The 25004-nt window shown below is 54.5% G+C and carries 14 protein-coding genes; 11 read left to right on the top strand and 3 right to left on the bottom strand.

Annotation, left to right across the window (positions count from 1 at the left end):
- Position 1 precedes the first annotated feature (1 nt).
- The 4 genes from ACIPZE_RS12730 to ACIPZE_RS12715 all read left to right on the top strand — a co-directional run bounded on the left by ACIPZE_RS12730 (position 2) and on the right by ACIPZE_RS12715 (position 9030).
- The gene (locus tag ACIPZE_RS12730; protein ID WP_400773132.1) at positions 2 to 1288 is read left to right on the top strand and encodes a hypothetical protein; all 1287 of its coding nucleotides are present in this window, start codon (positions 2 to 4) and stop codon (positions 1286 to 1288) included.
- Positions 1285 to 6462, top strand: coding sequence for an FtsK/SpoIIIE domain-containing protein (locus tag ACIPZE_RS12725; RefSeq protein WP_400773130.1), 5178 nt, complete (start codon positions 1285 to 1287; stop codon positions 6460 to 6462). Before ACIPZE_RS12730 ends, ACIPZE_RS12725 begins: the two co-directional genes overlap by 4 nt.
- Position 6463: 1 nt before the next feature.
- Positions 6464 to 6658, top strand: a complete 195-nt coding sequence (locus tag ACIPZE_RS12720; RefSeq protein ID WP_400773128.1) for a hypothetical protein — start codon at positions 6464 to 6466, stop codon at positions 6656 to 6658.
- Between the two features lie 755 nt (positions 6659 to 7413).
- Entirely contained in the window at positions 7414 to 9030 is a 1617-nt protein-coding gene (locus ACIPZE_RS12715; protein ID WP_400773127.1) for a DNA cytosine methyltransferase, read from the top strand.
- A 113-nt stretch (positions 9031 to 9143) separates the two neighbouring features.
- On the opposite strand, the gene ACIPZE_RS12710 is transcribed toward ACIPZE_RS12715, so the two are convergent.
- Both ACIPZE_RS12710 and ACIPZE_RS12705 read right to left on the bottom strand, forming a co-directional pair.
- The gene (locus ACIPZE_RS12710) at positions 9144 to 10394 is read right to left on the bottom strand and encodes a ribonucleotide-diphosphate reductase subunit beta (RefSeq protein ID WP_008084848.1); all 1251 of its coding nucleotides are present in this window, start codon (positions 10392 to 10394) and stop codon (positions 9144 to 9146) included.
- Between the two features lie 563 nt (positions 10395 to 10957).
- Positions 10958 to 11218 (bottom strand): DUF2790 domain-containing protein, encoded by a 261-nt coding sequence (locus ACIPZE_RS12705; RefSeq protein WP_008084846.1) that lies wholly within the window; start codon positions 11216 to 11218, stop codon positions 10958 to 10960.
- 437 nt (positions 11219 to 11655) lie between these two features.
- Between ACIPZE_RS12705 and acs the strand changes: the two genes are divergently transcribed.
- The 7 genes from acs to argR all read left to right on the top strand — a co-directional run bounded on the left by acs (position 11656) and on the right by argR (position 19737).
- The gene (acs, locus tag ACIPZE_RS12700; RefSeq protein ID WP_400773124.1) at positions 11656 to 13611 is read left to right on the top strand and encodes an acetate--CoA ligase; all 1956 of its coding nucleotides are present in this window, start codon (positions 11656 to 11658) and stop codon (positions 13609 to 13611) included.
- A gap of 706 nt (positions 13612 to 14317) precedes the next feature.
- Complete coding sequence (locus ACIPZE_RS12695) at positions 14318 to 15091, top strand: ABC transporter substrate-binding protein (RefSeq protein WP_400773122.1); 774 nt, start codon at positions 14318 to 14320, stop codon at positions 15089 to 15091.
- Positions 15092 to 15182: 91 nt separating this feature from the next.
- Positions 15183 to 15872 carry an ABC transporter permease gene (locus ACIPZE_RS12690; protein WP_103304062.1) on the top strand — a complete coding sequence of 230 codons (690 nt, stop codon included), beginning with the start codon at positions 15183 to 15185 and terminating at the stop codon, positions 15870 to 15872.
- Complete coding sequence (locus ACIPZE_RS12685; RefSeq protein ID WP_129395124.1) at positions 15869 to 16567, top strand: ABC transporter permease; 699 nt, start codon at positions 15869 to 15871, stop codon at positions 16565 to 16567. The genes ACIPZE_RS12690 and ACIPZE_RS12685 overlap by 4 nt, the downstream gene beginning before the upstream one ends.
- A gap of 1 nt (position 16568) precedes the next feature.
- Complete coding sequence (locus ACIPZE_RS12680) at positions 16569 to 17681, top strand: M14 family metallopeptidase (RefSeq protein ID WP_400773119.1); 1113 nt, start codon at positions 16569 to 16571, stop codon at positions 17679 to 17681.
- 27 nt (positions 17682 to 17708) lie between these two features.
- Positions 17709 to 18473, top strand: a complete 765-nt coding sequence (locus tag ACIPZE_RS12675) for an ABC transporter ATP-binding protein (RefSeq protein WP_003227281.1) — start codon at positions 17709 to 17711, stop codon at positions 18471 to 18473.
- Between the two features lie 271 nt (positions 18474 to 18744).
- Complete coding sequence (argR, locus tag ACIPZE_RS12670) at positions 18745 to 19737, top strand: transcriptional regulator ArgR (RefSeq protein ID WP_400773117.1); 993 nt, start codon at positions 18745 to 18747, stop codon at positions 19735 to 19737.
- Positions 19738 to 19763: 26 nt separating this feature from the next.
- Here argR and ACIPZE_RS12665 read toward each other — a convergent pair whose 3' ends face one another.
- Positions 19764 to 24809 carry a dermonecrotic toxin domain-containing protein gene (locus ACIPZE_RS12665; RefSeq protein ID WP_400773115.1) on the bottom strand — a complete coding sequence of 1682 codons (5046 nt, stop codon included), beginning with the start codon at positions 24807 to 24809 and terminating at the stop codon, positions 19764 to 19766.
- Positions 24810 to 25004 lie beyond the last annotated feature (195 nt).

Here is a 25004-nt window from a genome sequence, read left to right as displayed (position 1 = left end):
TATGGCCGCCGCACTTACGGGACCGGAAGTCACAAAGGCTCTATTCGGAGGTGTACTTGATATTGACGGCGCGGGTCACTACCCAGGCCTAGAATTATTAAACTTCGTTCTTTGCTGCCCAGACGGCATTTTACCAGGGGCCGAGGTTGCACAAGTCCGCATTTCTCGACGTTCACACGCATTTGCTCGCCGGTTGGTTGCGGCTGATAATGAACTTACCGAGACGGAGTGCTCTGCTGTGTTGTTAGACGTAGAGTCCCGAAAAGCTATAGTTCATTTGCTGCGCTGTGTTGAACTTGCTGTACCAAACGCCGTCAAGTCAAAACGTTGGGAAAGAACTCATTTTTTTCCATACACGCGGTCTTTGGTTCATTGGGATGCGCGTATTCGAAATAAGTCTTTTAAATATGAGCGGCGATATCTTCGCGGTGGTGGCGCGTTTGCATTTTCCGTGCTTCGCCACGATCCAGACTTTGAACGCCTTGCCAAAATTAGAGCAGGTTTCGAATCGCTGTACCCCGCCGATGCGCAAGGACCGTTGGAGCTCTTAGCTGCCACACTTATCAAGCACGGTCCGAGCGATTTAGAGCCTGTGTATGACACCTTGGAAAAGGACTCCAAGGTGCTGAATGATGATCTTGACAACCTTTTTCGGGATGGGATTTCGAGCATCCTTTCTCACCAACGTGTTCCGGAGGTTCAACGCATAAGGGCGATAATGAATTGGACTGGAATCTGGCTTGTTCTTCTAGAGGCAGCACGTTCCGCGCAGCACGTCGGAAAAGAACGAGCTAAAATAATTGTCGACTGTGCAGGTGCTCACCCGCAACTCCGCCGAGCTTCTCAGAAGCGTCTAAAAGATATTTTGTCAAATATTGAAGAGGCTTCAATTCAGCAGGCAGAAAGTTTAGAAGGGAAGATATCCTCCACTCAACGTAACAAAATAAGGGGTTTTTTTAGTGGTACTGCAGCACTTTGTGGTCTGCTGAATGCTAATAAGGGGCGTCGCCACTTTACGTTAAAACTTGAGGCGATTGAAACGCTGGTGCTTGCGTGTGGCCCCCAGTCCGAGCGATCGTTTGAGAATTTTACTACTGACTGGCTTGGCGATCGTTGTGGCTTGATTGTTGGACGTGAGGCTGCGGGTAAATCAGGTCTTTTAAAAGACTTCGACGCAACAATTTTTGAAGAGAACGAACGTCAGCTTGCGGAGCAGATGCGCGCCACAGGAATGCTTCGTGTTTATTCTGATGCGACTCGAATGGTTTCTGCGGAGGTTACATTATGAGCGCCTTTGTAATTGCCAATACAGCGTTCCAAGTCATCAACTCTGCTTTTTTACGCAATCCAGATGCTGAGCACCAATGCTTCCGTATCAAGAATCTGCAGCGCGAAGAACTCTCTGAGCTTGTTAAGTTGTGGGATCGAAATATCCCGGGCTCCCCCATGGCTGCCGTTAGGCTAGTTGTTGCGCGAGATGAGGGTATCGAAAATATCGTTCCCTCCGGTTATATTGCAGAACCAGGTCTTTCGATTACTTATTATCGTAATCATAATGAGGGCGGGCTAGTTTATCTCGAGACGAAAGTTCAATCTGACGAGCAAGGTCTCCAGAATCTATTTACTCTTCGGGATAGTAATTTTCTTGACGGTAGCTTTGATGATTATGCTGGGGTTGAAGGTGGAATACCGGAGCTTATGCTCAAAACTGCTTGGGATGAAATATCCGGCAGCGATAGTAGGGTTCCAACCTTGCTTAAAGAGCGAGTACTCCAAGTCATCAGTCTGATTCATCCCGACATTGAGCCAGTTCCAGTTCGGCGATTTGCCGCCTTTGCTTTTGAGGCCTGTCAGGTTTGGATTAGTTCGGATGCGGCTAAGGATGAGTTGGTTACAGATCGCATTATCGGTGAGTGCTTCCATCAACTTGAAATGTTTCCGGATCCTCTTTGGCGAAAAGGTGGCGTCGATACACGAATCAAGCGCCGCTTGGAACTCAATGCACGACATGCAGAGCTCATCGCAGGTGGAAGCGAACTTGATCCTGACGATGTCATAAAGCTGGCTGATGTTGCTCAGTTTGTCGATGAGGCGGGCGATAAATTAGCGCCTCTACGACGTGAGCAATTTGCTGAGCTATGCAGAAAGTATGCCTCCGCACCAAGTGACGCACTCAGACGTGAAATTCCTTACACAATTTTCGAACAGCTTTTTCAGAAAGACTCTGCGGGACTAAAGCTGGGCGACCGTGTGCGTACCGAAATCGAGAACGCCGCCCCTTCAAGATTAGTGGAGCTAGATGCCTCAGACGTGGTGCAAGGTCTGAACTCTAAGCTTCAGGCTGATGCAGAGCGGTTGCTGTCAATGCCTATGATTGAGGGATTGAAACCTCTTATAGATTTGCTTACGACTCGGACAAGGAAGGCGGTTGAAAGAGTTGCGGCGCCACCAGCTGCTCGCTTTTCCAACCCTATTATCCAGTTGGTCAGAATTATTCGTCAGTTACAAATACTGAATGAAGGCATCCGACCAGCAAAAATTCATGTTGAGTGCGCCGATAATGAAGCCAAGCTAAGCGCGACTCGGGGATTGTTTGCTTTTATCTATGGCCCGACCTTGAAGTCACTAATTGACGAAACGCGTGACATTCCAGGCGCCTGTGAGTTGTCGGTAGACCCTTGCCTCACTGAGCAGTGCGAAGTTCCAGGCTTGGTGGAAGAGAGGGAGAGCGATAATGAAACGGAGCAAGTGCAGGCACCGATTTCTTGGACAACCCTTGCGTTGTCGATTTCTGTCACGGATGAATATGGAAAGCTCATTGAGTGCCTTGATAGGGTTGAGTGGGCTCCGGAACACCTTTCGTTCCTAGCATTTTTTTGGCTGCTTGTTGCTGCCGATGATTCGCCAGCGTGGAGCACCATCGGGGAGTTGCGATTACCTGAAGGTGGAGGGTCGGAAGACTGGCTGAACGCCTTCCTCCAGCGAGACAAGTCACTGCGCGTTATAGAACCCAGCGACTCGTCAGTCTTCGATGGACTAGATACCACTACCGATGAGTTGTTACTCCAGCGTCAACGATTGCGAAAGTCGCTTCGCAAATCAGGCTTGTCGATCGAGGCATTTAATGATTTTACTGATGCTTGGCAAGCCGTAATTGCATCGGTGCGTGTCGATCATGTTCCTGACGGAACTAGACCTCGAGTCCTTGAGGCTGTACTTGGTTTGGACATGCTAGCCTTTTGCGGAGAAGATCGCCGATTGATGTTGCCAACGCATGCGTTGCGGATGCGATGGGTGGCTTCGTATTTACAGAGATGTCTAAAGCTTGCAAGCAGTTGCATGACTGGTATTGCGTCCTTTTCTGTTTCGGACGGTGACCAGTATCTAGATTGGCTGGAAACTCTATCGCCACATGAATCCCCACCGACTGCAATGGGTAAGTCAGGAGAAATTCTTCATGCGCGCTCCGAAATTGCGTGGTTTGAAGAATTTGCACCGCTAACGAGAGTATCTGCCGATGTTTCGGTCGATCAGCATGCCCTGAGATCAATCGCTGCTCGAATCGTGGATTACCTAGATGCTCATCCATTCAAGCGAGATGGGCTCTCCATACTCCTGTTGCTACCATCCTCTGACGTAGTGCCGGCACAACTAATCGAGCTGGTGACAAAGGGATATTCTGACCTGCGGATTTCTCTAACCGTAGCAGCTCCAAAAAATCGCTGGGAAAAAATTGCTCGCTTGGTTGAAGCACTCCCAAGTGAGGAGCGTAAGTCTGGGAGCGGTAGATTATTCCCTGCTAGAGATCTTGCTTTCATCGAGTTCGATTTAGGCGCGGATCTTGCTGGTGCACTAGATGGGCAATCCTTCGATATTTCGGTGGTGACTCATGTGCTCCAAGAAAGTGTTATCAGCCAGCAGAATACTGAGCCTCCTTCGGAAGGACGAGCAGGGGCTTTCGATGCCGTTCTGGATCGACCGATCTGCTTGGAGTCAGCTGGTAGTGGCGGTGCAATATCCATCGTAATGCGTCCTCGTGCTCCCGATGTTTCTCTTGAAGCGTGGGGAACTCTCGTGGTTCGTGCAAACCGAAGTTGTCCTGTCTCTCCAAGTCAGCCTGAGAATATTGATTTCGTTGAGCTGCGTATCAATTTTCAAGATTCCGCGCGCGTCTTTAGGGCCCTCCATCAGAATAGCCACTGGGTTATAACGTTGGAGCGACATATTTCGCGTGAACAGATCGAGTCAGTGGAAGCCGGTGCTCCTGATGTTCTAAGTGTAGAGACAGACATTGGTAGTAATGGTCTTAGCACTCTAATCGTTTCATCGCATTCTGGGCGTGCGCTCATCGAGGCTCGCTTAGCGAGGAAACTACGTAAGTTAGTGCCAGACTCAAGTGACTTAGACGGCGATAATAGAATCCTTGGAGAATTGGCTAAACGAGTTTATGAGGAGACTCGTAAATTGTCCCCTCATCTTGCATTGCAAGCTATGGGGGTCGCGCGCGTTACAGAAGAAATCTTGGGTCTATGCATCGCGCGAAGATTTGCTGACGAAGAATTTCCTGCCAATGTCAGCGACGGCTTGTTGGCTTGGATTAGCCTTGACGAGCATACGGCTTGGTTTGGTGGTGCTGCAAATATCCGAGCAGACATGTGCAGGGTAATAATAGAGCGCGATGCGAGTGGCCGACTCGAAGTGGATCTTCTCGTGCTCGAAGGCAAGTTTCGACAAAGCTTCGATTCCCACGGAGTCGTTCAGGTGGTACGAACACGTACTTTCCTCGAGCAAATTCTGTCTAGTTCGGCTCACGGCGGTAGTGAGAATGTTGACGCAGAAATGTGGCGCGAGAGATTCCTTTCAGCAATTGAAAGTGTTGGTGCTGATGCAATACGTGTAGTACGGGATGACATACTGGTTGAAGATGAGGATGCTCGAACAATTCCAGAAGAGATTCGGCAGCTATTCCGTGAAGGAAAGTATCGAATTCGATCTCTAGATTCGTTGTATTCAATTTGTCTCTGGGAAAGCTCCCAAGCTGAAGTGGAGCGCGATTTTAAAGACTCCATTACAGTTATACGTTCTTCGCGTGCGCACATCCTTGAGCTTATTGGTCGTCCTAATCGTAGTGTTAAAGTTCGAATGGATGAAAGGCTTATATCTGGCCAAGTTGGTTCTATATCAATAAAAGATGAGCCTTCCGCTAGCCAAAAAATAGCTGTAAGTGGCTCGGAGGGGGCGATGCCTGAGGAACATATAGCGTTCAGTGGATCGGGAAGCGACTGGAGTGAGGAGCAGAGCTCTACGGTGGGGGGAAGGGATAGCGCAGTAAGTCCGATAGCCAAAGCCGAAATTGTCGCGCTCGCTCCTAGGGGTATGTCACAGACTGAACTTGGTAAGATGTATGACGAAATCCTTGGATGTTTTGCGTCGCATAATGTCGCGGTTTCCTCTGCTCTCAAGGGTGATCACCCTATCGTTGAGGGCCCTGCATCTATTCTATTCAAAGTGAAAGCCGGTACAGGCGTCGATCCGCGCAAGCTATTTGAAAGATCCCAGGCCCTTAAACTAAAACTAGAGCTCGAGCAGGATCAGAACATAAGCTTTGACATCGATAAGGGGTACGTCACCATCGATGTTCCGAAGAGAACTGAGCAACGCTACTACGTGAATGCAGCAGACCTTTGGGATAAGTGGGAACGACCAATTACAGAGCTAGCAGTACCCCTTGGTGAAGATCGATATGGCGAACCGGTGATCGTTAACTTTTCTTCGTCGAACTCGCCACACCTCCTGGTCGCGGGTACTACGGGTAGTGGGAAGTCGGAAGCTTTGAATACAATGCTCTTCGGTTTAGTAAGATTCTATAGTCCGTCAGAGCTGAGGCTTATGCTTATCGACCCGAAGGGCACTGAGCTTGTCCCCTTTGAAACATCACCACATCTCATTGGTACAATTGGCTGGGAAGACACCGACGCAGTCGTTCTATTGAAGAGCGCTGTGGAAGAGATGCAAAGACGTTACGAGAAATTCCGGCAGAAGCGATGCAGGAGCTTGGTAGAGTTCAATTCTGCTTCGAGCGCGGATGAAAAGCTCCCATGGTGGCTTGTTGTTCTTGACGAGTACGCGGATCTAACGCATGACCCTCAATCGAAGAAAGAGATTGAGCAGGAACTCAAACGCTTGGCTCAGAAGGCTCGCGCGGCAGGAATACACGTTATCATTGCCACACAAAAACCTAGTGCTGAGGTTATTAGTACGAACCTGCGTTCCAACCTTCCGTCACAGCTCGCTTTGCGAGTAAAAAGCGGAACAGAAAGTCGTGTTGTATTGGATGAGGCTGGTGCCGAAAACCTCAATGGCAAAGGCGATGCTCTGCTCAAGGCTGATGGAAAACTATGCCGCGTTCAGTGCGCTAAGGTTGCGGAGGAGGATCTGAAACTTTCCCAGCTGGACTGGTAGAATGGAAATATCTGTGGTGGGCAGACGCTCCACCACGGATGGTCCCAACTACTCAGCAAAAACGCCGCTTTACAATATTCGAATTATTCCGGCATTTTCGGGAGAGCCTCATAACGTGGCTCACGAGAGTGCTTTATCGAATATTGAGCTGGCGATCACTGTAGCGTTTTCTATTGTTATTTTTGATTTGAGTTGATCAGCAGAAGAGAAGGGGCAGATACTCCTCAACTCGATGTTTCATCATTAAATAAAACAACGAAACTTGACGATATAGTTGTAAAGGTTTTAAATTTCGTGAGATATGCTTTAGCGTTAAATTTTTTAACCTTATAATTTCTGAATGGCATCGTCGTTCTGTAAGAGATGATCAGGAAGTGTATATCAAGAATCAGAGCTCCTCATTGTTTTTCGTCCCCTAAATCCACTTTTAAGGTGGTTGACAGGGTGGGAGTAAAGTTCCTGTCAGTCTATTGGAGATTGAAAACTAGGTATTGATTAGTTCGGTTCACCCGTACGGAATTCTCGAGGATCCCGATCGGAAAAAACCGGGCCAAGATACGTGTTTTTGATTACAATCTGAGTGCGTTTACGGAATCCGGGTGATCTCAGCTTCTGCTTATGATTTTCGCGCCACTTAGGCTTGACCACTATCCTGTCTTGCTTGAAAGCTAGGTTCATGGCTTCGCACTTCACATATCGGTTCAGTTTCGCTTGCCAGCTGTCCTCGCATTCTTTTTACTCGGACGCCTGTGTCATCAACCAACGAAGGTGCATGCTCTGTGAGGAGACCGGATCAGCTTGGTAGATTTTCGCTCGTACTGGCGAAACCTGAAGCAGTGCCGATGCAACCGCTCCGGATTTTCATTTCGGGAGATGTATTTTCGCCGCGAATCCCGGCCATCAACCGAGACCTGACTTTCTCTACTGACTATGTCCATGAATGAGCCCCAGATGAATTTGCCGTTAGGCCGAGACACCGCCATCGAATGTGATACTGAGCTTTCGAAGCCAATTCAAATTGTCGATCTCTTCGCTGGCCCTGGAGGTCTCGGCGAGGGGTTTGCCTCGTCGGGAGGTGGCTCCCGATTTGAGATTCTAGTCTCGGCCGAAATGAACCCTATTGCTCGCGAAACGCTCAAGTTGAGAGCCTTTTATAGACTGCTCAAGCAAAAAAATCCTGACCGACTGAGCGACTATTACAACTTTTGTAATGGCAATAGTCAGAAGCCGTATAGCGATTTGAGTGAGTCTCAGTGGCTAGAGGCTGAAGAGGAAGCTAGATGCATCACTTTGGGTTCCGAGGAAGGTGATGCAGAGCTTGATAGCATTCTAGACAGACGGCTCGAAGATCGGCCTTGGGTTTTGATAGGTGGGCCACCTTGCCAAGCCTATTCAATTGTTGGGCGGTCGCGCAACCAAGGTAAGGCTGATTACAGTGCTGAAAATGACCATCGCCATTTTTTGTATAAAGAATATTTGCGAATCATCAAGGAAAGAAAACCAGCTGTTTTCGTGATGGAAAACGTTAAAGGAATTCTATCTTCCAAGATCGCCGGCGAGAGCATTTTCAGTCAGATTCTGCAGGATCTGACTGATCCTAATAAGGCTTTGGGGGATTCAAGTCCGGGCATAAAGTATCGTATTTGCTCTCTTGTAACGGGTCAGACCTTTGGTCCTGGCGAGGACGTGAGCAAGGTAGATCCTAGAGGGTTTATTATTAAATCGGAGGAATATGGAATTCCTCAGGCAAGGCATCGTGTAATCCTTCTGGGTATCGCCTTGGATGACAAAGGATGTATTGAAGAATATGAAAGTATTCCGAAGGCCATTGATCGTGTAAGTACAAAACAGGTTCTCGATAACCTGCCTCCGTTGCGAAGTCGCCTGACCAAGCAAGTAGATAATGGCGAGGCTTGGTATCAAGAAGTAGCTAACCATCTCGATGGTCTTATTTCTGAGGTCGATAGTAGATTGGAGCCAAAGCTTAGCTCCGAAATGAAGATTGCGCGCGAGGCTCTTCTTTCTGCATCTCTAGAGGTCGGGGCTCTTCGCGTTCCCCGTCGCAAGGGAGATGGAAAAACGAAGGATGAGAGCTTGGATCGATGGTATCGCGATGAAAAACTGGATTATTGGCTGAATCATGACGCGAGGGGGCATATGCCTTCTGATCTACGTCGCTACATGTTCGCCAGTGTGTATGCTCGTGCTTACAAGACGTCTCCAAAAGGGCATCAACAATTCACTCTTTCGGGTCTTGCACCTGCTCATAAAAACTGGGAAAGCGGTAAGTTTAGTGATCGCTTTAGGGTTCAACTTGAACAGCTTCCAGCGACCACAATTACCAGTCATATTTCCAAGGATGGTCACTATTTTATTCACTATGATCCAAAACAGTGCCGTAGTCTGACAGTGAGAGAAGCGGCTCGACTTCAGACATTCCCTGATAATTACTTCTTTCAGGGTAATCGAACTCATCAGTTTCATCAGGTTGGGAATGCTGTGCCACCATTACTGGCTAGTAAGATAGCCTCTGTGGTATATGGGATTGTGTGTAAAAAATACCAATGACCCATTAAAAAGTAATTGTTCATGCATAAAAAAGCCCCGATCAGATCGGGGCTTTTTACTTTCTCGACTTGTTGACTCAGGCAGTAATCGTCAAATCGTGCCGAGCGGGACTATTAGTCCCAGCTCAACGCACCACCAGTCTGATACTCAATAACCCGAGTCTCAAAGAAATTCTTCTCTTTCTTCAAGTCCATAATCTCGCTCATCCAAGGGAACGGGTTGGTCGTCCCTGGATACTCTTCTTTCAAACCAATCTGCGACAAACGACGGTTAGCGATGAACTTCAGGTAGTCCTCCATCATCGCCGCGTTCATGCCGAGTACGCCGCGAGGCATGGTGTCACGCGCGTATTCGATCTCCAGCTGCGTACCCTGCAGAATCATCTGGGTCGCTTCTTCCTTCATTTCGGCATCCCACAGATGTGGGTTTTCGATTTTGATCTGGTTGATCACGTCGATGCCGAAGTTCAGGTGCATGGATTCGTCGCGCAGGATGTATTGGAACTGCTCGGCGACGCCGGTCATTTTGTTGCGGCGGCCCATGGAGAGGATTTGGGTGAAGCCGCAGTAGAAGAAGATGCCTTCCAGAACGCAGTAGTAGGCGATCAGGTTGCGCAGCAGTTCTTTGTCGGTGTCTGGGGTGCCGGTTTCGAACTTCGGATCGGAGATCGAGCGGGTGTACTTCAGGCCCCAGGCGGCTTTTTTAGCGACCGATGGGATCTCGTGGTACATGTTGAAGATTTCGCCTTCATCCATGGCCAGCGATTCGATGCAGTACTGGTAGGCGTGGGTGTGGATCGCTTCTTCGAAAGCCTGGCGCAGGATGTACTGGCGGCATTCCGGGTTGGTGATCAGGCGGTACACCGCCAGTACCAGGTTGTTGGCAACCAGGGAGTCGGCGGTGGAGAAGAAGCCGAGGTTGCGCATGACGATGCGACGCTCGTCGTCGGTCAGGCCTTCCGGGTCTTTCCAGAGGGCGATGTCGGCGGTCATGTTGACTTCTTGCGGCATCCAGTGGTTTGCGCAACCGTCCAGGTACTTCTGCCAGGCCCAGTCGTACTTGAATGGCACGAGTTGGTTGAGGTCAGCGCGGCAGTTGATCATGCGCTTTTCGTCAACGGCGACACGGGCGGAGGCGCCTTCGAGTTCGGCGAGGCCTTCGGCGACGTCGAGGGAGTTCAGTGCAGCCTTGGCGCGGGCGACAGCGGCCGAGTCGTCGGCGGTCACGGCGCGGGCTTCGATCGCGGCGGCACCGCCAGCGTTGTCGAGGCGGTCCATGTTGGCTTCAGTAGCGTGGCCGGCGTTAGCGCCTTTCACTGTTGCTACTTCACTGTCTTCTTTGTCGAATTCGTCCCAGCTCAGCATGACGTGTCGTCTCCTGCGTGAGGGCCTGTCGCCCGTGTGAAACCTGATTGGTTGGTTTTTCACACGGTCGTACAGACCGCGTTGGATCTAAAGGAATCGTTCTTTGCAGCAGCTAAACGCAGGCATCAAACAGAATTTTGTACGGGTTTCCGAGAGCCTCTGACGGGCGCAGATCACGTTGGACGCGACTGCGGGGCTTCAGAATGGCTTTTGATCCCTGTAAGGGAATATTGCTGACCCGATTAGGGCGGCATTATAGGGAAAAAAATGCACTCGTGGGGGAGGCGAATCAGCACAGGGCGGTCGATCAGGAAGGGGATTTGAGTCGGAGCGAGGGTTTACAGGGCTTTCGCGGATGTTGGCCTGTGAGAATTTTTTTTGATTAATTTTTTCGTCGGGGTTTGGTTGTTCAAGATTTGAGCAAAAACCCGCGTTTTTCACTATATCTTGTGTTTTGCAAGCCTTTTGCACGACTTCAAACACAACTGAGCCCGACCTAAGTCGGGCTGGAATCGACCCTCAATGAGGCGCTGAGAGATCCAATTCGGTGCAGTCTCGAATCATCAATTGGTGCAGCCGTTGCCCATGACGCTGTAGCGCAGGATGTGGCGCTGACCTTTGGAGTCGTCGTACTCCATTTTCGCCGGTACTACTTCGCAGACGTTCGGAATTTCACTCATCGATACAACGTTGGCGATATCCAGGTGGGTGGAGTAAGTGTATTCCTCGATAACCGGTTGTTGCTGTGCGACATCAGTCGGAACCTCATCTGCCATGGCGGTTGCGCACAGACTGCTGAGGGCCAGAACCAATAAAGCTTTCATTTCAAATTTACCTTTTTAAGGTCGAGTGGGGTCACGCAACCTTTTTAGGGTTGCGTGTGGAACTTCATCATTTGCGGTTATTACTTGAGAGCTGGATTAACGGCCTTCGTGGGGGCTGTAACGTTGTTAATCGCGTTTGCCTTGTCGGCGAGGTGGATTTTAGGGAGATGGGGCGGGGGTAAACAGAGCGCGTTTTGATAAACACCTTTGGCAGATTTGGTAACAATACCCGAAATCACCTCAATCCCCGTGTAGGAGCTGCCGGAGGCTGCGATCTTTTGATCTTGCCTCTAAACATCCAGATCAAAAGATCGCAGCCTTCGGCAGCTCCTACACGGGGGGGAGGGGTTGTTACTACCATCGTCGAATGGTTCTATGGGGCCGGCCCGGCTACAACGGGGTCATACAAAAACAACTATTACACCGAGGTAGGAAAGATGAGTGCGGCTTCTCTGTATCCCGTTCGTCCCGAGGTTCTGGCTAACACGCTGACTGACGAGGCGACCTACAAAGCCATGTACCAGCAGTCGGTCGTCAACCCTGACGGCTTCTGGCGCGAGCAAGCCAAGCGTCTCGACTGGATCAAACCTTTCACCACGGTGAAACAGACTTCGTTCGATGATCACCATGTCGACATCAAGTGGTTTGCCGACGGCACCCTGAACGTTTCCTACAACTGCCTCGACCGTCATCTGGCCGAGCGTGGCGATCAAGTCGCGATCATCTGGGAAGGCGACGATCCTGCCGAGAGCCGCAACATCACTTATCGCGAACTGCACGAGCAAGTGTGCAAACTCGCCAACGCCCTGCGTGGTCAAGACGTGCACCGCGGCGACGTGGTGACCATTTATATGCCGATGATTCCCGAAGCCGTGGTCGCCATGCTGGCCTGCACCCGGATCGGCGCGATTCACTCGGTGGTGTTCGGTGGTTTCTCGCCAGAAGCCCTGGCCGGTCGCATCATCGACTGCAAATCGAAAGTGGTGATCACCGCTGACGAAGGCATCCGCGCCGGCAAAAAGATTTCCTTGAAGGCTAACGTCGACGACGCCCTGACCAACCCGGAAACCAGCAGCATTCAGAAAGTCATCGTCTGCAAGCGCACCGGTGGCGACATCAAGTGGAACCAACATCGCGACATCTGGTACGAAGACCTGATGAAAGTGGCGGGCACTGTCTGCGCGCCGAAAGAGATGGGTGCCGAAGAAGCGCTGTTCATCCTTTATACCTCAGGCTCGACCGGCAAGCCGAAGGGCGTGCAGCACACCACTGGCGGTTATCTGCTGTACGCGGCAATGACCCACGAGCGCGTGTTCGATTATCGTCCGGGCGAAGTTTACTGGTGCACCGCCGACGTCGGCTGGGTCACTGGCCACAGCTACATCGTCTACGGCCCGCTGGCCAATGGCGCGACCACGTTGCTGTTCGAAGGCGTGCCGAACTATCCGGACATCACCCGGGTGGCGAAGATCGTCGACAAGCACAAGGTCAACATCCTCTACACCGCACCGACCGCGATTCGCGCAATGATGGCCTCGGGTCAGGCTGCGGTTGAAGGCGCGGATGGCAGCAGTCTGCGTCTGCTCGGTTCGGTCGGCGAGCCGATCAACCCGGAAGCGTGGGATTGGTATTACAAGAATGTCGGCAAGTCGCGTTGCCCGATCGTCGATACCTGGTGGCAGACCGAAACCGGCGGCAACATGATGAGCCCGTTGCCGGGTGCGCACGCGCTGAAGCCGGGTTCGGCGGCGCGTCCGTTCTTCGGTGTGGTGCCGGCGCTGGTCGACAACCTCGGTAACATTATTGAGGGCGAGGCTGAAGGCAATCTGGTGATTCTCGACTCGTGGCCAGGTCAGGCGCGCACGTTGTACGGCGATCACGATCGTTTCGTCGATACCTACTTCAAGACGTTCCGTGGCATGTACTTCACCGGTGACGGCGCTCGTCGTGATGCCGATGGTTACTACTGGATCACCGGGCGTGTCGATGACGTGCTCAACGTGTCCGGACACCGTATGGGGACGGCCGAGATCGAGAGCGCGATGGTTGCGCATCCGAAAGTCGCTGAGGCGGCGGTGGTTGGGGTGCCGCATGACATCAAGGGGCAGGGCATTTATGTCTATGTCACCTTGAAGAATGGTGAGGAACCGACCGAGCAATTGCGTCTGGAGCTGAAGAACTGGGTGCGCAAGGAGATCGGGCCGATTGCTTCGCCGGATGTGATCCAGTGGGCGCCGGGGCTGCCGAAGACGCGTTCGGGCAAGATCATGCGCCGCATTCTGCGCAAGATTGCCACGGCGGAATATGACGGGTTGGGGGATATCTCTACGCTGGCGGATCCGGGTGTGGTGCAGCATTTGATTGATACGCATAAGACGATGAATGTTGCTTAAGTAGCAGGTCTGAAAAGAAGAAGGCCCCGTCCGGTGTATGCCGGGCGGGGCTTTTTTGTGCCTGGAGGTTTTGTGGTGGTTGGGCTGGCTTCATTGATCGTTCCCACGCTCTGCGTGGGAATGCAGCAAGGGACGCTCTGCGTCCCAGAAGCCGACGCAGAGCGTCCAGGGAGGCATTCCCACGCGGAGCGTGGGAACGATCGTCGGTCAATAATTATCGACCTCTCCCGTAAGACATTTCCCGCTGTTACCCCGTGCCTTCCACGTAACCGAATGTGTAACCGCCCGCCCCGCGACGGGGCGAAGGGAAACGCATCGCCCCGTTTTAGAGCCTTAAAACCCCCGGTGAAAAATAAGACATTACGCTGCGCTTGCCGGATTAGAAGGGTTTGCGAATAATAGGCCCGCAATTTGCAGCATAGATCGGTTCACTGTCTTTCGCTCTTGCATGAAATTGCAGGGCTGTCAATGTGCCAAAGTCGCTTTCTCTGTGCATCTGTAATTAGTTGTCGCATTGAAGAAATATCGGCTTCCGGCCTGTCGTTAGAATGCCGATCACTCGCTCATCGTGGCTGATGTTGAAATCTCTCCAGGTTTCAATGGGAAATTTCCTACCGATGCAGCAACCGATTTCCCGATTCACCCATTCGCATATTGGGCTGTCGCTCACTCTGCCGTTTTTGCCCTTTACCGATGGAGTCCCGAGATGAAGAAACTTGTGCTGCTTGGCGCCCTGGCACTGTCCGTGCTGTCGCTGAATGCCTTCGCTGACGAAAAACCTCTGAAGATCGGTATCGAAGCGGCTTACCCTCCGTTCGCCTCGAAAGCGCCGGATGGCAGCATCGTCGGTTTCGACTACGACATCGGCAACGCTCTGTGCGAGCAGATGCAGGTCAAGTGTGTGTGGGTCGAGCAAGAGTTCGACGGTCTGATCCCGGCACTGAAAGTGCGCAAGATCGACGCGATCCTGTCGTCGATGTCGATCACTGAAGACCGCAAGAAGTCGGTCGACTTCACCAGCAAGTACTACAACACCCCGGCACGTCTGGTCATGAAGGCCGGTACTCAGGTCAGCGAAAACCTGAGCGAGCTGAAGGGCAAGAACATCGGCGTACAACGTGGTTCGATCCACGAACGTTTCGCCCGCGAAGTTCTGGCGCCACTGGGTGCCGAGATCAAGCCGTACGGCTCGCAGAACGAAATCTACCTCGACGTGGCCGCCGGTCGTCTCGACGGTACCGTGGCTGACGCTACTCTGCTGCAAGACGGCTTCCTGAACACCGACGCCGGCAAAGGCTTCGCGTTCGCAGGTCCTGCGTTCACCGACGTCAAATACTTCGGCGACGGCGTAGGCATTGCAGTGCGCAAGGGCGACGCCCTGAAAGACAAGATCAACACCGCCATCGCGGCCATCCGCGAAAACGGCAAATACAAAGCAATCCAGGACAAATACTTCGCCTTCGATATCTACGGCAAGTAACCCGTCTCTGCGACAAGTCCGAAATGGCGCAAGCAACAGGATCTCTGCGGTTTGCGCCATTTTTTCATCCCAACTTTCGAGGACCTGAATCATGTTGAAAGGCTACGGGGCTGTCATCCTCGATGGCGCATGGCTGACGCTTCAGCTCGCCTTGTCGTCCATGGCTCTGGCCATCGTTCTCGGGCTGATCGGTGTCGCGTTGCGCCTGTCGCCGGTGCGCTGGCTGGCCTGGCTGGGCGATCTGTATTCCACGGTCATTCGCGGGATTCCCGATCTGGTGCTGATCCTGCTGATTTTCTACGGCGGTCAGGACTTGCTCAACCGCGTTGCACCGTTGCTCGGCTATGACGACTACATCGATCTGAATCCGCTGGCCGCCGGTATCGGCACCCTCGGTTTCATCTTCGGTGCGTACCTGTCGGAAACCTTCCGTGGCGCGTTCATGGCGATCCCCAAAGGTCAGGCCGAAGCGGGCATGGCGTACGGCATGAGCAGTTTTCAGGTGTTCTTCCGGGTGATGGTGCCGCAGATGATTCGTCTGGCGATTCCGGGCTTCACCAACAACTGGCTGGTACTGACCAAGGCTACCGCGCTGATTTCCGTGGTCGGTCTGCAAGACATGATGTTCAAGGCCAAGCAGGCGGCAGATGCCACTCGCGAACCTTTCACCTTCTTCCTCGCAGTGGCGGCGATGTACCTGGTCATCACCAGTGTTTCGTTGCTGATCCTGCGTCAACTTGAGAAGCGCTACTCGGTAGGCGTAAGGGCGGCTGATCTATGATCTTCGACTACAACGTCATTTGGGAGGCGCTGCCGCTGTACCTCGGCGGCTTGGTGACCACCCTCAAATTGCTCGCGCTGTCGCTGTTTTTTGGTCTGCTGGGGGCTTTGCCGCTGGGGCTGATGCGCGTCTCGAAGAACCCGGTCGTCAACGGCGCCGCGTGGCTTTACACCTACGTGATCCGTGGCACGCCGATGCTGGTTCAACTGTTCCTGATCTACTACGGTCTGGCCCAGTTCGAAGCGGTACGCGAAAGTATCTTCTGGCCGTGGCTGTCCAGCGCGACGTTCTGTGCGTGCCTGGCGTTTGCGGTCAACACCAGCGCTTACACCGCTGAGATCATTGCCGGCAGCCTCAGGGCCACGCCGAACGGTGAGATCGAAGCGGCCAAGGCCATGGGCATGTCGCGCTTCAAACTGTACAAGCGCATTCTGCTGCCATCGGCCCTGCGCCGGGCGCTGCCGCAGTACAGCAACGAGGTGATCATGATGCTGCAGACCACCAGTCTGGCGTCCATCGTGACCTTGATCGACATCACCGGTGCGGCGCGTACCGTCAACGCGCAGTTCTATCTGCCGTTCGAGGCGTACATCACCGCCGGCGTGTTCTATCTGTGCCTGACGTTCATTCTGGTCAAGCTGTTCAAACTGGCCGAGCGTCGCTGGTTGAGCTACCTGGCCCCGCGGAAGCACTGATATGGAACGCATCGATCACGTATTGCCGTGGAGCCATCTGGGCAGCGAGCGCAAGATTTCGGTCTTTCGCTTCGGTCGCGGCGAGCGCAAAGCCTACATTCAGGCCAGCCTGCACGCTGACGAATTGCCGGGCATGCGCACCGCCTGGGAGCTGAAAAAGCGCCTCGGCGAACTCGAAGCCCAAGGCTTGCTCAACGGTGTCATCGAACTGGTGCCGGTCGCCAACCCGTTGGGTCTCGGGCAGTTGCTGCAAGGCAATCATCAGGGCCGTTTCGAGGCCGGTAGCGGCAAGAATTTCAACCGTGATTTCGTTGAGTTGAGCGCGCCGGTTGCGGCGGCATTGGCCGACAGTCTCGGTGATGATCCGCACGCCAATGTGCGCCTGATTCGTCAGGCGATGGCCGATCATTTGGCCGCAATGCCGGAAGCGAGCAGCCAGTTGCAAGGCATGCAACGCGTGTTGCTCAGCCATGCCTGCGCCGCCGATGTGGTGCTCGATCTGCATTGCGATGCCGAAGCCGCGCTGCACATGTATGCGTTGCCGCAACACTGGCCGCAGTGGCGTTCGCTGGCTGCGCATCTGAATGTGCGCGTGGGTTTGCTCGCGGAAGATTCCGGCGGCAGCTCGTTCGATGAAGCTTGCTCGCTGCCGTGGTTGCGGCTGTCGCGTCAGTTCCCCGATGCGCAGATTCCGCTGGCGTGTCTGGCGACCACGATTGAGCTGGGCGGTCAGGCCGACACTGGTCGCGCCGAAGCTTGTGCGTATGCTGAAGGCATTCTCGCGTTCCTCGCCGAGCAAGGTTTAATCACCGGCGAGTGGCCGAGCCCAGCGAACGAACCGTGCGAAGGCATGCCGTTCGAGGGCACCGAATTGCTCCTGGCGCCGCACCCTGGCGTGGTGAGTTTTCTGCGCAAGCCCGGCGAATGGGTCGAGGCGGGCGACGAGATTTTTGAAGTGATTGATCCTGTGTCCGATCGGGTCAGCACGGTATGTGCTGGTACCTCCGGGGTGCTGTTTGCCATTGAACGGCTGCGTTATGCCCAACCCGGTTTCTGGCTGGCCAAGGTGGCGGGGCGCGAAGCGCTGCGTCACGGGCGCTTGCTCAACGACTGACTGACTGTTTTTGTGAGAACCGACCGCATGTACAAACTTGAAGTCCAAGACCTGCATAAACGCTATGGCAGTCACGAAGTGCTCAAGGGCGTGTCCCTGAAAGCGGCAGCCGGCGATGTGATCAGCATCATCGGCTCCAGTGGCTCCGGCAAAAGTACTTTCCTGCGCTGCATCAACCTGCTCGAGCAGCCGCACGCGGGCAAGATTCTGCTCAACAACGAAGAGCTGAAGCTGGTAGCGAACAAGGACGGCGCGCTGAAAGCCGCTGATCCGAAACAGCTGCAACGCATGCGTTCGCGCCTGTCGATGGTGTTCCAGCATTTCAACCTGTGGTCGCACATGACCGCGCTGGAAAACATCATGGAAGCGCCGGTGCACGTTCTTGGTGTATCCAAGGCCGAAGCCCGCGAGAAAGCCGAGCACTACCTGAACAAGGTTGGCGTGGCGCATCGCAAAGATGCTTTCCCTGGGCACATGTCCGGTGGCGAGCAGCAGCGTGTGGCGATTGCCCGTGCGCTGGCGATGGAACCAGAGGTGATGCTGTTCGACGAACCGACCTCGGCTCTCGATCCGGAACTGGTTGGCGACGTGCTGAAGGTGATGCAGGCGCTGGCTCAGGAAGGTCGCACCATGGTTGTGGTCACCCACGAAATGGGCTTTGCCCGTGAAGTGTCGAATCAACTGGTGTTCCTGCACAAAGGCGTGGTGGAAGAGAGCGGCAACCCGCGCGAAGTGCTGGTCAATCCGCAATCGGAACGTCTGCAGCAATTCCTCTCGGGCAGCCTCAAGTAATTCAGGGCTGCCGGTATGCACCGGAATAGTGCATGCTTCGCAACCTGAAGGCTGGCGCCAATCCACTGTAGGAGCTGCCGAAGGCTGCGATCTTTTGATCTGTTTTTGAGGATCAAAAGATCGCAGCCTCGTTTCACTCCTCAGCTCCTACATTGGGACAGGTATTGCAGTCCCGATAGGCGATCTGCGCCAGCCTCAAGATTTGTGTTCATTTTCGGGCTAGCATTGGCCCTTGCCTTCATCACTGTTCTTCGCTTCGGATTGCCCGCCCATGACTGCCCATCGAATTGGTTTCCTGATTTGGCCCAGCACTAAAGCGTTGACGCTGGCGCTGGCGGAGGAGGCCTTGCGTGTTGCTCAGCGTGTGCATCCGGACGTGGTTTACGAACTGTCGTTCCTGCAGGCCGAAGCCATTACCGGAGCCTCGGCCGAAGGATCCTGGCAATTGCCCGGTGAAGCCTGGGCCGGCAAGCTCGAAAACTTCCAGAAACTGTTCCTGCTCGCCGATGAACCGCCGACCGCTCTGGCCCCGGCACTCAGCAGCGCACTGAAGCAACTGGTACGTGCCGGCACGGTCATTGGCGGTTTGTCCGCTGGCGTTTATCCATTGGCGCAACTCGGTTTGCTCGACGGTTATCGCGCTGCCGTGCACTGGCGCTGGCAGGACGATTTCGCCGAGCGTTTCCCGAAAGTCATCGCCACCAGTCATTTGTTCGACTGGGACCGTGATCGCCTGACCGCGTGCGGTGGCATGTCCGTTCTCGACCTGTTGCTGGCGGTGCTGGCCCGCGATCATGGTGCGGAACTGGCCGGCGCAGTGTCGGAAGAACTGGTGGTCGAGCGTATCCGCGAAGGGGGCGAGCGTCAGCGCATCCCGTTGCAGAACCGTCTCGGCTCCAGCCATCCGAAGCTCACCCAAGCAGTGTTGCTGATGGAAGCCAACATCGAAGAACCGCTGACCACCGACGAAATCGCCCAGCACGTGTGCGTGTCGCGTCGACAGCTGGAGCGGATCTTCAAGCAATACCTCAACCGTGTGCCGAGCCAGTACTATCTGGAACTGCGCCTGAACAAGGCCCGGCAGATGTTGATGCAGACCAGCAAATCGATCATCCAGATCGGCCTCTCGTGTGGCTTCTCTTCGGGGCCGCATTTCTCCAGTGCCTATCGCAACTTCTTCGGCGCCACGCCGCGGGAAGATCGCAACCAGCGGCGCAGCAGCAGCCCGTTCGAATTGTCGTCGGTGCCGCCAGAGCGCGGTTGACAGGCCTCGCTCGGCGAGCAGGTTGATCACTCGTCGATCTCGGAATCCTCCGACGTCGACACTTCGAGTTCTGCCCGGTTGATGACCACCTCCACCCCAAAGTCCACACGATAGTTCCGGAAGTAAGCGAGCAGGCGTTGCACGCTGGCTTCGGAGAACGGGTTGTTGCGCAGGTTGATCTTCTCGCCGCGCTCCGCTGGCAGCTCGAGGATGTCACTGGGGACGTCAGTGATTGCGTTGTCGTTCAGTGCCGCCAGGTCCAATTGCTCAAGCTGCAGCAGGCCCGATGGCAGCGTGGTGATCCCGGTGTTGTCGAGCAGCAGCCGGGTCATTTCCGTCATCTGACTGACGTCCGGTGTTTCGCCCAAGGGGTTGTCGCTCAAGTCGAGATGATCCAGCCGATGCATCTGCGCAAGCTCGACAACGGCCTGTGGCGTGAGCGTGATGTGGCACTCCGAGAGCGACAGATGAGTCAGATCGGCCATTCGAAATACCGCGTCGGGGATGTGCTCAAGTTGGTACTGACGAAGTGTCAGGCCTTTGAGTTTGGGAAACGTCTGTAGAAATCTCTCGATGCCGGATGTCCGCCCGGGACGGCTTGTCATGTAGAGATGTGATACATGGCTGAAGTCGGCGTCGAGTTCGGGCAGTTCGCCGTTAATGGTGGATGTCAGGTTCAAGTCGTGGGTCGGTTCGTTGTCCTGATCGAAGTCATCTTCATCCAGCTCGCGTCGCCAGCTCTGTTCCAGAAGGCTTTTGAATTCGTGTCGCGACGCGTGCTCGTTCAGCACTTCTTCAAGCGTGAAGGGTTCACCACTGATCGGGTGGAGTGCAGGCAGGTCGGTTACCCAAGTCGCGAGTCCGGAGCTCAAGCTGCTGAATTCGTTCTCAAGGCGCGCAATTTCGTTTCGTCCTTCGGCCAGCGTCCCGGGCAGCAGGTAAAAGAACTCGCTGGCCTGTTCCTGATCCATGTGCGTATACAGTGCTTGCACGCGTTGCAGGTCGGCCTGTTCGGCCAAAACGCCAAAGTCCTGCTGTGTCTGGTTGAAGTGGCGTTTGATTCGTTCGCGATCGGTCACATTAATTGGATTGCCGCCAAGATCGAAACCTTCCGGCACGTTGCCAGGCAGTTCGAAGAGCACTGCGGGCAATGCGTGAATCTGGTTGTCATTGAGCAAGGCGGTTCGCAATTGTGGGCGGCTCAGCAGGCCAATGGGCAATTGCTCAATGCCGGTTTCCGAGACGTCGATGTAATTCAGCTTCGGCATCTTTTCTACATTGGGTATGAGTCCGAGCGGGTTGCGGAACAGGTCGAGAGTTTTCAGCTTCGTCTGCTTGCCCAGGCTTTCCAGGCTTTGCGGTGTCAGGGTTATGCCGCAATCGGCGAGTATCAGTTCGTGCAACTGAGGTGACTGATTGATTGCCTCCGGCAGGCTGCCGAGGCGAAAGCCGCGCAGGGCCAGTCGATGCAGATCCGTAAAGCAGCGGAGGAATTGATGCAGGCCTTGAGTGTTCTCGGCGCCCTCCATGGTCAGGTGGTCGACATGGCTGAAGTTGACTTCGAGCGCCGGCAGTTCGCCGATGATCGGTTGAGCCAGACGCAAATCAATCATTTGCTCGGAGTCCGTTGGCAGCGAGACTTGTTGTTTCCAGCAATCCAGTAAGTCGACCCGCATCTGCCGGCGCCGGTGTCGCTGAATGGCATATTGCTCGGTAGTGAGTGGGGTGCCGGTTTCGGGGTGAACAACAGGAATCGCATTCACCCAGGGATTTAGAACCTCGTCGAGTCGACCTCGCTCGATGATCAATCGGTTCAACTCCCCGCGTGGCCCGCTTGGATGGCGTTGCAAGCGCTCGACAAAAGCCTCCAGTTCTTCGGGCAACAGATGCGGCAGCAGCCGGTGAGCATGGGATTGCAAAGTCGGAGTGTTAGTGGGCATGCGTTGAAAACCGGTCGTGCCGCCGAGCAGGCGCATGACGCTCGGGTCGTAGGCGGGTTTGCGGTTCGGGTTTTGCGAGAGCAGCGGCAGCAGTTCTTCTCGGCTCAGGGGGTGTTGGCGAATCAGCAGATTGAGTTTTTCACTTTCGCCGATGCCGACGTTCAGTGCCAGGCGCTCGGCATCAGGCAAGGCTTGCAGCAGATTGAAAAGCAGGTGGCCGGGAGCGCTAAGCTGTTCGCCGGCATCGTCAAAGGGCTGATATTGCCCCAGCTCATTCAGCACCAGGACTTTGCGAGTGGTGGCATCCAGCGGCCCGATGCTGTCGATCAGGGGGCCGGTATGTGCGTAGTGTCTGACTTCCAGGCGCAAAGATTGCGACCAGCCTGGCAGCCTCGGCAGCGAGTGCAGTATCAGGCGATCGGTATCCAGATTGTTCTGCGTGGCTTTCAGCTCCAGCCCTTCCAGTGCACGAGTCGCACGCACCTGCAGGCCGATTTCGCGGGTCAGTTCGGCAAGCCGACGGGGCAATACTGTGCGCTGGAGCTGTTCGCGTTCGAGCTCGTTCGTCGTTTCCAGTATCGATTGCGCCAGTGTCTTGGGCAGGTCCGGTTCGGCGTCCATCATCACCTGAACCAGTGGGGCAGCGTTACGTTGCAGGCTGCGATATTTATCCTCGAACAGGCTTTGTCTTTTGGTTTGTGCCAGTTCGACGATCCGTCGACGCAAAGTCCGGGTGCGGCTCTCAAGCGTCGGCGGCGTGGTATGGGGTTTTTCGTTCAGTAACGTTTTTGCATCGACTTCCGACAAGCGCAGCAGACAGGTCTTGAGCAGATCGCCGGCGTCGAGTCTTGAGGCATCAATCTGTAGAAGCGGCACGCCCGCCGTGGGCGTTTGCCAAAGTACCTTTCCTTTGCGACCAACCATGTGCACACCTTTGTCGGCTGGCCAGTCGCCGCTCTCATGCAGTAGTTGCAGCTGGATGGCCGGATCGGCCTGAAGGTAATCTTCGGCGCGTTCGCTACCGATCTGCTCGATGAATGTCTGAATGTCCGCGTCCAGATGCCAGCGCAGCAAGGTGTCGGCTAGCAGAGGCGGCATCTGCCCAAGTTCGACGTGCATTTTGCGCAAGGCATTTTCCTCGCAGCCACTGATGTCCAGCAGGCGCTCCTGCAAGCTAAGCGGCAGTTGGCGCATGTGCGGATCGCTACGGCTCAACAGCGTCTTGCGTTCCCAGTCCAGCGGCTGATCGAGTTCGGTTTGCCAGACTCCGGCCTGGTTGTGCTTGAGTTCGGGTTTATAGGCTTCGGGGCGAACGGGGTGGTCGATGCGGTATTGCGCTGACGGGCTGTCCTGGCTGACCGCGTAAAGTTTGTCTTCCAGGGCCAGCAGGGTTTTACCTTGATGAGCGTGCAAGCCCAGCGCATCGGGTTTTGCATTCTTGGGCAGGGAGGTGGTCTGCTCGTAAAGGTGCAGGTCGGGTTTCCAGTACCGTGAGGTGCCATTCGGCAGTTTCGCCGGGGTGAGCCGGTCAATGAACGCAACCACCGATTCCGGCAGTAGCGCGCGAAACTGGCTGGCAGCGATGACCCCTCCCGCTGCGAAAGTACCGACCTGAACGGCGGATTCCACGGCGCCCATTAAGTGTTCGAATGCCTCGCGGGACGCGCCTTGCGCCCAATCGACGATACCTTCAAAGGTTTCGTCGAGCAGTTGATAGGCGGTATACGCCAACATCAGTTCGCCGAGAAATGGCACGAATGGCAACGCGATGAAGGCGACAATGTTGAGCAGGGACGCAGCCACTTCGCTGAACGAATCCCAGAGCGCCCAGCGAGCCTGACAGTCGACCGCTGCCGTGGAGACGGCGACAACCCGTGCATCGTTGAGAATTTTGTCGAGTTTTCGTTGGTAGAGATAAACCCACAAGTCGCCTTTGATCGTTGTTGCGGCCATTTGCAGAGGCGCGCGCTCGACTGGATTCTCGCGCCAGGTGGGGCGCGGATCACCGCTGGAAACCGGTTGCCAGGTGATCGGCAGAAGGCGATTGTTCAACTGGCCGAAGAAATGCCCACGATCCTCATGATCGATGAACCGACTGAAAAAAGATTGATAGTCCGGATCTTGCAGGCGTTGTGTCAGGTGCCGGGCAAACTCGCCGGTGCTGGCGTACTCCCTGATCGGATGCTGCGGGTCATCCGGAATGTAGGCCACGACTCTTGATGTCGTGTGCGTAACCTCGAGACCCGGGGCGAACAGCACGATACCGGTCAGTCGGGCGTTCATGATTGTCAGCGCATGACATTGCCAGGACTGGCGATTCAGGCGCAGATACTTCAAGCCATCGAGCAAGCCGAGAATCAGCCGGTGGATATCGCCGCTCAGCAGTTTTTGCATGTAGGCCATTTGCAGCGCCGTTATCAGGGCCGCTTTGTCACTGGCTTTGACATGGGTTTGCAGAAGCGCTGCGACTACGGGATTGCTGATGCCCAGGTTGTCTTCCAGATAATTTTTGTAGCGCTGGCCGATGTCCAGATCACGGCACAGTTTCGTAAAGGCCTGGATAGGCATTTTTTCGCGAATCTTTGGCAACGCGCTGAACTGTCCCTCCGGTGTAGGGCGGCTGATATAGGCGGAGGTGGTTTCGAAGGCGTCGTCCGTGGTTTCGCGGCGTTCAAAGTTATGCAGTGCGGCGTCCACCAAGGCGACCGTCCAGGTGCGCGCGGCGCCCGACTTGAGCCCAGGCAACGGCGCATGCGCAGGGATGTAAAGGCGCATGAAGATTTGCCTGACATCGAGGTTCAGGCCGAAACGTTTTTCTATCTCGGCGCCTAGCAGTAGCTCGGCGAAGGACTGGGCATCCAGCAGGCGCGCGAGGTTTTGCTCGACACGGTTTTGCGCAGCCCACTGCAATGCATTGAGCGCGCGCAATTTCTCGTGCTCTTTGCGTGGCGCTTGCAGGAGCGGGGCGGAAAGCTCTGGCGTGGTTTTTTTCAGCGCATCGCGCCTGTGGGTCGGCGCCTGGCTGAGCCACGGCGCAATGGCATCGAGCAGAGGTTGATAGTGCCCGTCGGGCTTGGGCAGCAACGCTGAGTCGGATGGCGATGCGTGGAGGGCTGGATTTTCATCAATCATGGGAGCGGCCGTTTGCCTTGGAAAGTTCCATAGCAAACCCTGTGAAACGCATCGATGTGCGGTACATATATACCGCACAACGAAAAACACTCTTGAGTAAGATCTCCAGCAGTCCTGCGCAAACAGCGGCGTGCGGTTTAAACTGCGCCTTTGCGACGCTATATGTCGCATTGCCGTAAACCCGGGAAAATCCGG

It is taken from the genome of Pseudomonas sp. NPDC089741 (assembly GCF_044748825.1).
Classification (GTDB): domain Bacteria; phylum Pseudomonadota; class Gammaproteobacteria; order Pseudomonadales; family Pseudomonadaceae; genus Aquipseudomonas; species Aquipseudomonas helmanticensis.
This window is presented reverse-complemented; position numbering and strand designations above follow the sequence as displayed.